Origin of the sequence: Fischerella muscicola PCC 7414 (assembly GCF_000317205.1) — a bacterium.
GTDB classification, from domain to species: domain Bacteria; phylum Cyanobacteriota; class Cyanobacteriia; order Cyanobacteriales; family Nostocaceae; genus Fischerella; species Fischerella muscicola.
Map to the genome: position 1 here is coordinate 50,064 of NZ_AJLK01000110.1, position 6,932 is coordinate 56,995.

Annotated in this window: 8 protein-coding genes and 1 pseudogene; 2 read left to right on the forward strand and 7 right to left on the reverse strand. The window is 40.6% G+C overall.

Annotated features, from left to right (window positions below; translation table 11 throughout):
- Nucleotides 1-90: 90 nt before the first annotated feature.
- On the forward strand, nt 91-573 hold the full coding sequence (locus tag UYI_RS0116895) for a YcxB family protein (RefSeq protein WP_016867824.1): 483 nt from the start codon (nt 91-93) through the stop codon (nt 571-573).
- Nucleotides 574-741: 168 nt separating this feature from the next.
- Here the strand turns inward: UYI_RS0116895 and UYI_RS0116905 are convergent, their stop codons facing one another.
- The 7 genes and pseudogenes from UYI_RS0116905 to UYI_RS0116935 form a co-directional block, all read right to left on the reverse strand.
- Nucleotides 742-1,083 carry a cupin domain-containing protein gene (locus UYI_RS0116905; RefSeq protein WP_016867826.1) on the reverse strand — a complete coding sequence of 114 codons (342 nt, stop codon included), beginning with the start codon at nt 1,081-1,083 and terminating at the stop codon, nt 742-744.
- 50 nt (nt 1,084-1,133) lie between these two features.
- Nucleotides 1,134-1,526: pseudogene (locus tag UYI_RS32815) on the reverse strand (HdeD family acid-resistance protein); the annotation flags it as partial.
- Nucleotides 1,527-1,581: 55 nt separating this feature from the next.
- Entirely contained in the window at nt 1,582-2,220 is a 639-nt protein-coding gene (locus tag UYI_RS34945) for a hypothetical protein (RefSeq protein WP_016867828.1), read from the reverse strand.
- A 97-nt stretch (nt 2,221-2,317) separates the two neighbouring features.
- Nucleotides 2,318-3,487: a zinc-dependent alcohol dehydrogenase gene (locus tag UYI_RS0116920; protein WP_016867829.1), complete on the reverse strand. Its 1,170-nt coding sequence runs from the start codon at nt 3,485-3,487 to the stop codon at nt 2,318-2,320.
- 61 nt (nt 3,488-3,548) lie between these two features.
- Nucleotides 3,549-4,247 (reverse strand): SRPBCC family protein, encoded by a 699-nt coding sequence (locus tag UYI_RS0116925; RefSeq protein WP_016867830.1) that lies wholly within the window; start codon nt 4,245-4,247, stop codon nt 3,549-3,551.
- 94 nt (nt 4,248-4,341) lie between these two features.
- A complete protein-coding gene (locus UYI_RS0116930) occupies nt 4,342-5,427 on the reverse strand; it encodes a DJ-1/PfpI/YhbO family deglycase/protease (RefSeq protein WP_016867831.1) in 1,086 nt (361 codons plus the stop codon).
- Nucleotides 5,428-5,524: 97 nt separating this feature from the next.
- Nucleotides 5,525-5,926, reverse strand: coding sequence for a DUF2267 domain-containing protein (locus UYI_RS0116935; protein ID WP_026086001.1), 402 nt, complete (start codon nt 5,924-5,926; stop codon nt 5,525-5,527).
- A gap of 559 nt (nt 5,927-6,485) precedes the next feature.
- Here UYI_RS0116935 and UYI_RS32820 point away from each other — a divergent pair.
- A partial coding sequence (locus UYI_RS32820; RefSeq protein WP_016867833.1) for a DUF6335 family protein occupies nt 6,486-6,932 on the forward strand: 447 nt, incomplete at its 3' end.

The following is a 6,932-nucleotide window of genomic DNA, read 5'->3' on the forward strand; positions in this document are numbered from 1 at the left end:
GGCAGGAGGGGTAAGAATTTACATGGCAAGGTTGTGTACCAAGTTCATGAATGGCTGTCTTATTAAAGATAAATCAAAATAAAAAAGAATATGCAAATTAAAACTAAAACTTTTAACCTTACAGTCAAAGAATTTCGACGAATACTTAATATTGATCATCTAAAACGTATAAGGTTTGTGCTGATATTATTTTCTGCTTTAGCACTACTGAATTTATTCTTAGCGATTATAGCAGGTATATTTCCTTGGGCAGTAATATTATGTTTACTTTTAATTGCCTATTATGTCTCTTTGCCTTTTATTGTAAGTATGAAAAGACAACCGCAATTAAACTTTATAAATAGATACTGTGAATTGGATGAAAACTTTTTCACCGTCTTCTATGAAGATGGCAGCATCGTCAAATTAAAATACGAACATTTCATGAAAGTAATTAAGCGTTCTGAATATTACTTTTTATATACATCATTAGCCCAGTTTCATTATCTACCAATATCAGCTTTTGAAACAGAAAAAGATATACATAGATTTGATCTACTTTTAGAAGGTAAACAACTTTTAAAATTGTGGTAGATAGGTAAAAATAAATCATTTATGAAATAATTGCTTGTCCTCCTCTCTTTCTGGTGCGTTCTCTGCGCCTCTGCGGTTTTTTACTAAAATCAGTTCGTAGGCAGCAGCTTTAGCCCTCATGAATTGCAGCACTAAAGTGCTGACTACAAACTCAACACAAATCCAATATTAGTCCTCATCCCGTCCGTGTACTTGGGCAGGTGGACTAGTCGCCTCAACAGCAGTGAATGGTTCTAAAATTTTGTAAGTATGAGATGATCCTTTTGGTACTACCCAGGAACTTCCTGTTTCCAACAAAACGGTTTGTCCTTCGATATGTAACTCAGCACGACCTTTAATTACATAACCCACGGTTTCATACTCTCGTGTTGTTGCTGGTTTTGGTTCTCCAGGTTGTTCATCTTCCCAAAGGCGCATGGAAACTGATTTGCCAGATGCGAGGTATTTTTCCCCGTGTTCACCTTTAGGAGAATAGGCAGAATCTACTTTTTTCACGCTTGTGTCAGGCATATTTTTCTCCTTGGTTAAGATTGAACTTGAATGGCTATTGCTATTTCCCTCTAAATAACTGGTGGGCCTGGTGTATTCCAATTTCGTAACCGTAAGCCGAGAATCAATAACATAACGCCAAAGATAATTGCATAAGTACCAATTACCCAAAGAATAGCCAAAGCACCAGCACCAGGTCTAATTGCTGCTAAAATGCCAAAGAGTACAGAAGCAACACCAGCGATCGCTAGCAGCCATTCATTCTCAATTTCCTTTCGCAACTGGATAGCAGCAATAATTTCCAAAATGCCGGTAACAATAGCCCAAGCAGCAATGAAGTAAAGCAATATCAATGCAGTAATACCTGGCCAAATGAAGACTAGCACACCGGCAATAATGCCGATGATGCCCTCAAATATCAGCAACCAGCGATTTTCTTCTGGCTGACGTCTGCTAAATGCTGCAGTCATTTGTACATAAACAAATGACTAATGACTAAGAACAAATTATTTTGGAAAATTATCTAGCTTGATAATAGCCTTCTCGATTTTTAGTAATTGGTTCAACTAAATCTTCTGTTTTTTGTTTAGTTGAATTCAAAAACTCTTTTGTGCTTTTGGGTAGTGGCTCATCAAGATTGAGTTTTTCGCGAACATTCTTAGCAGTATTTTTCAAATTCCTTTTAGCATTTTCCGCCATCGACTTTTCGTTATTCATCAGATTTCGATTTTGGTCGAAGTCGCGGTTGACAACATTTTCGTCTGGTGTGCCTTTATAATAATAACCGTATGGCGATTTCACTGTTTCATTAGCTTGGGCTTGATTAGAGAAATTTTTTGTGTTTTTGGTTTGTGTCTCATCAAAACTGAGTTTTTCGCGAATATTATCAGCAGCATTTTTCAAATTATTTTTAGCATTTTCCGCCATCGACTTTTCTTTATTCATCAAGTTTCGATTTTGGTCGAAGTCGCGGTTGACAACATTCTCGTCTGGTGTGCCTTTATAATAATAGCCGTATGGCGATTTCACTGTTTCATCAGCTTGGGCTGGCAGGATATTACTAAAAGCCTGCATGACAAAAATTGACAATCCTGCTAGCAAAACTGTCATAATCTGACGCAGACGCAAACTTTTAATCACAGAAAGTAATTTCTTCATAAGAATTCTCCTTCATCTTTTGAGAGTATGTTGTTTGTTGTTTGTTAGTTGTTGGTTGTTCTTTCCCAACAACAACCAACTACCAACAAAGAACGCTTTAGGGTTTCAGCAGAACTTTGATACAGTTATCTTTTTTGTGCTTGAAAATTTCAAAGCCCTGCTTCGCTTCTTCTAGGGGTAAGCGATGGGTAAAAACTTGAGATGGGTCGATTTCGCCTTCTATGACGTAACCCAACAACCTGGGCATATACTTTTGACCGAACATTTGCCCCATTTTGAAGGTTAAGCCTTTGTTAAAGGCTGCGCCCATGGGAATTTTATCTACAAAGCCACCATAAACCCCCATAATTGAGAGAGTGCCGCCCTTACGACAAGCAACCATCATTTGTCGCAATACATGGGGGCGATCAGTTTCCAGTCGTACTGCTTGCTTGGCTTCGTCGTAAAGTCCTCCTAAACCTGTACCGTGGGCTTCTAGTCCCACTGCATCAATACATGCATCGGGGCCGCGTCCACCCGTCATTTCTTTGAGGGCTTCGCCTGCATCTATTTCCTCGTAGTTGATAGTTTCTGCTTTGGCGAAGTCTCTAGCCATTTGCAAACGTTCGGGAAATCGGTCAATACCAATCACCCGTTCCGCACCCAACATATAGGCGCTTCGCATGGCAAATAATCCCACAGGCCCACAACCCCAAACAGCTACGATATCTCCGGGTTGGATATCACACATATCTGCTCCCATGTAACCTGTGGGAAAAGCATCGGAAATCGGGAGGAGTTTTTCATCGGGAATACCTTCTGGTACTTTGACAGCACCAAAATCAGCAAATGGTACGCGTACGTATTCAGCAAAAGCCCCTGCATAGCCACCAAAGGCGTGAGAATAGCCAAAAATACCCGAAGTCCCAAACCCATATAGTTTGTCTTGCATCCAGGCGTTGGGGTTGGAGTTATCACACAGCGACCACATTTGATGTTGACAGAAGTGACATTGACCGCAGCCGATAATTGAAGAGACTACAACGCGATCGCCTTTTTGCAATTGCTTGACTTCACTACCAATATCAACTATTTCTCCCATAAATTCGTGACCAATAATGTCACCCGGTTGCATTGTAGGGATGTAGCCGTCGTAGATATGCAAGTCAGAACCACAGATAGTTGCTGATGTGATTTTTAGAATGGCGTCACGCGGATTGAGTATTTTCGGGTCAGGAACGGTTTCTACCCGTACATCATTTGCACCGTGCCAACAAACTGCTTTCATAAAAATTTTGGTAATTGGTAGTTGGTAATTGGTAATTGGTAATTTTCTTTCCCATTACCCATTACCCATTTCCTTTTGGTTGCCCTTCTGTGGTGGCGATTTCGCCTGCTTCCATTAGCATTTTGAAACGGCGTAGTTCATCACCAATTTGCTGTTCTGGTTCTTCACCAAAGAGTTTAGCGATCGCTGCTCCCAATGCTCCCCCGGGTGGGTTATATTCCATAACCACTTTGACTTCAGTACCCCGATCACCAGGCGCTTTTGTGAAGCGGACAAAACCAGAGTTATCTACATCTGCCCCTTCTGCGGAAGCCCAAGAAATAAATTCGTTTTCCCGGTCTTCTAGAATATATGCATCCCATTCCACACTTTGACCTAAAGGTGCATTAGCAATCCAGTGCGACTTTTTGTCATCATACACCTTCACATTTTTAAGATGCTTCATGAACCTGGGCAGATTCTCAAAGTTATGCCAAAAGCGGTAAAGTTCATCTGCCGGTTTATTAATAGTTACCGTCTTTTCCACTTTGATAGCTTGGTTCATGCTGATCGCTTCCTGTGCTTGCTGAATCGTGCTTTGTTTGGTTGCACCTTGATAAATCAAACCTCCACCTGCTAACGCCATCAAAACGCCCCGTAGAGAGCGTTGTCTCAAACCCATTAACACCATTGCACTACCACCAATCAACGAAGCCCAACGTTCGGCTTCACTGGCTTCACTTTGGCTGCTACTGAGTCCCTCTCCCGATGTTGATGCCATTCTCCTATCTCCTTGACTTCAAAAAAACGAACCATCAGGGCGCAAAGAATTGCAACGGTATTAGTTGCGCCTACATGGTTCGTTCCACAAAGACCTACATAGATACGGCTGCACCTGTAGTAGGCTTAGCAGGTTTTACCTCTACATCTACTCGCCTCCGATACAGTTCTACTAGACGCTGCTCGTACTTTAAGAGGTCTTGATGAATTTCTGTGAAAATTCTAGTTGATACTGGATCGGTGAGTGCTGCCATCAAATTGCCGATGTCACCTATACCGGTTTGTAGATCACCCAAAGCGCAGCGTAACTGATAGATATCATCACTACCTGCGAGGCTAGTTTTGACTTTGGCATACTTATCGGCGATATTTGCGGCTAAGGAAGGTTTTTCACCCAGTTCACTTAGTCGTGCTTCCAATCTTTGGATGTGCTGCTGTCTCACCGGAATCATCTCTTGGAAAAGAGATTTGATTTGTGGATCTGATTCTTTTTGGATGTAATTATCTAAAGCTTGTAAGCTATAACGCTCACCAGCTAAAGCGGTATTTAAAGCTTTGACAATATCACCTTTGGTAGATCCACCCCAAGCATCAGCTAGTTTCCACCATTCGGCGGTTCGGTCATTTTCATCAGGTAATGCGGCGTCTTTGCCACCATAGCCCAAACGACTCAAAATTGCTGTGGTAAATATTGCCAAGTCTCCAGGTTGACGGGATGTAATTAAATTCCCATCTATTACTAGGGGTTCATCTATGTAATTAGCACCAGCATTAATCATGTCTTTGCGAATTGCCATAAAGCCGGTAGCTTGTTTACCCCGAAGCAAGTCACCTTCAATTAAAACTTGTGGACCGTGACAAACCGCAGCTACTAATTTTCCTTGCTGCATGGCATCTTGTACAAAACCCACTGTATTGGGGTTCCGCCGCATTTTGTCGGGAGCCATACCACCAGGGATGATTACAGCATCAAATGCAGAAGCCATTGCTTCCGTTGTCGTGCCATCAGGTTGCATGGAAACTTTACCTCTTTTCCCATGATATTTTTCATTCATCCGGGAACCGAGGACAACTACTTCCATCCCCGCTTGCTTGAGCGCATTATATGGTACTTGAAATTCTGCGTCCTCTACATCATTTTCTATGAGGATAGCAACTTTTTTATTTTTAATATTATTCATTGACATTTATTTTTCCCACTCAATTCGTCTAATTTTTTGTTACTCCTGATCTGAATTATGAAATTTAGTTAATTTCATAATTCATTATTTATAATTTTTAAGCTGACACTTCTCGAGTTGAGCCAGTAGGAAAGAGTTCTGCATAATCGGCGGAAAAATTACTCTGAAAATCGGCAAATTCTCCTGGTGTCACAGCATCTTGTAGAACTGTAAACACAGAACGGATATGCATTGCGGCAGCAGTTGGTTCTACTCCCTCTTTTTCACTCACCCGGGCAATAAATTCTTGCAGGGAAAATGGTTGACCATTCTCACCTTCTCTCCCACGGAGGCATTCTGCTAATTGCTTTGGCAACTGTGAGGCTAAATCTTTTGCTTCATCACCAACAATTCTTTCTTTGATTGTTTCCAGTGTGGCACGAGTAGCGCGTTCTGCTTCTTCTCGCGTATCTAACAGGGCAACACTTTGAACATGGGTAATAAATTCATCATATTTCACTTCTCTACCTCCATTCCAGATGAAATTCAAAATACTTCTGTTCTCAAATAATTAAGAAATTAAATTAGTAGAAATAGTGATTTAATCGAAAAAATAATTTATCAAGAAATAGTTAGGATTCAAACCTACTGCTTTTATCCAAAATAAAATTAGTAAGCTTCAATTAAATAAATCCTAACTTTCATATTCAGTAACTTGATCATGAGCTTTATTTTGATATTTCACTTCCGTAGATGCATTCATTCACAAGAGGCATTTTTGAAAGAAATTAGTTCTATCTTTAGAAATAGACTACTGATTTTTTTATAAAATTCCTATTTGTGATTTTTTAAAAAATAGTTATGAGTTATGAATTTATGATATAAACAAATTTCACAACTCATAACTTTGATGAAGTGGCTATAGCGTGGATTCACTCTTATAAGAGTATGCACAAATTCCTAACTGCTCTTCGCTCTAAGGGTTGAAATGATTTTCTTTCCGAAGGTATACATCGGTTGGAAGACAACCTCAAGAAAATAAAGCGTTATTGTGGGGATGCAATAAATAGCAAGTATTTATGGTAGATCCTGACATTCAACAAGATTCTCAAGCTCCACAAGATTTAGAAGCTCAACTAAATCAAGTAGATCCAGATAAACAACCTCAACAGGAAAATTTACCACCACAAATTTCTGACTTGCCGGAGGAAATTACAGAGTCTTACGGTACTGGTGTGAAGGATGAGCCAGGGTATAACATTGGCGATCGCAAAATGCGCGATCAGATCCGCAGCAACAGACAAAGCAGCCCCATAATTACAGGGGGAGACATAGATGCGGGTTGGACACAAGAAGCGGAAGTTGGTGATGAGGCGCCAGGTGGAACCGCCCCTACTCCCGATCAGGATATCGTCGATGAAATTGGTGCTGCTGTCGGGATAGAGATGAACGATTTTGCGTTTCTGCGGACAAACGATATGTTAGAACAGCGTGACGATAGGCGTTGGGAGTTAGATCCTTTATCT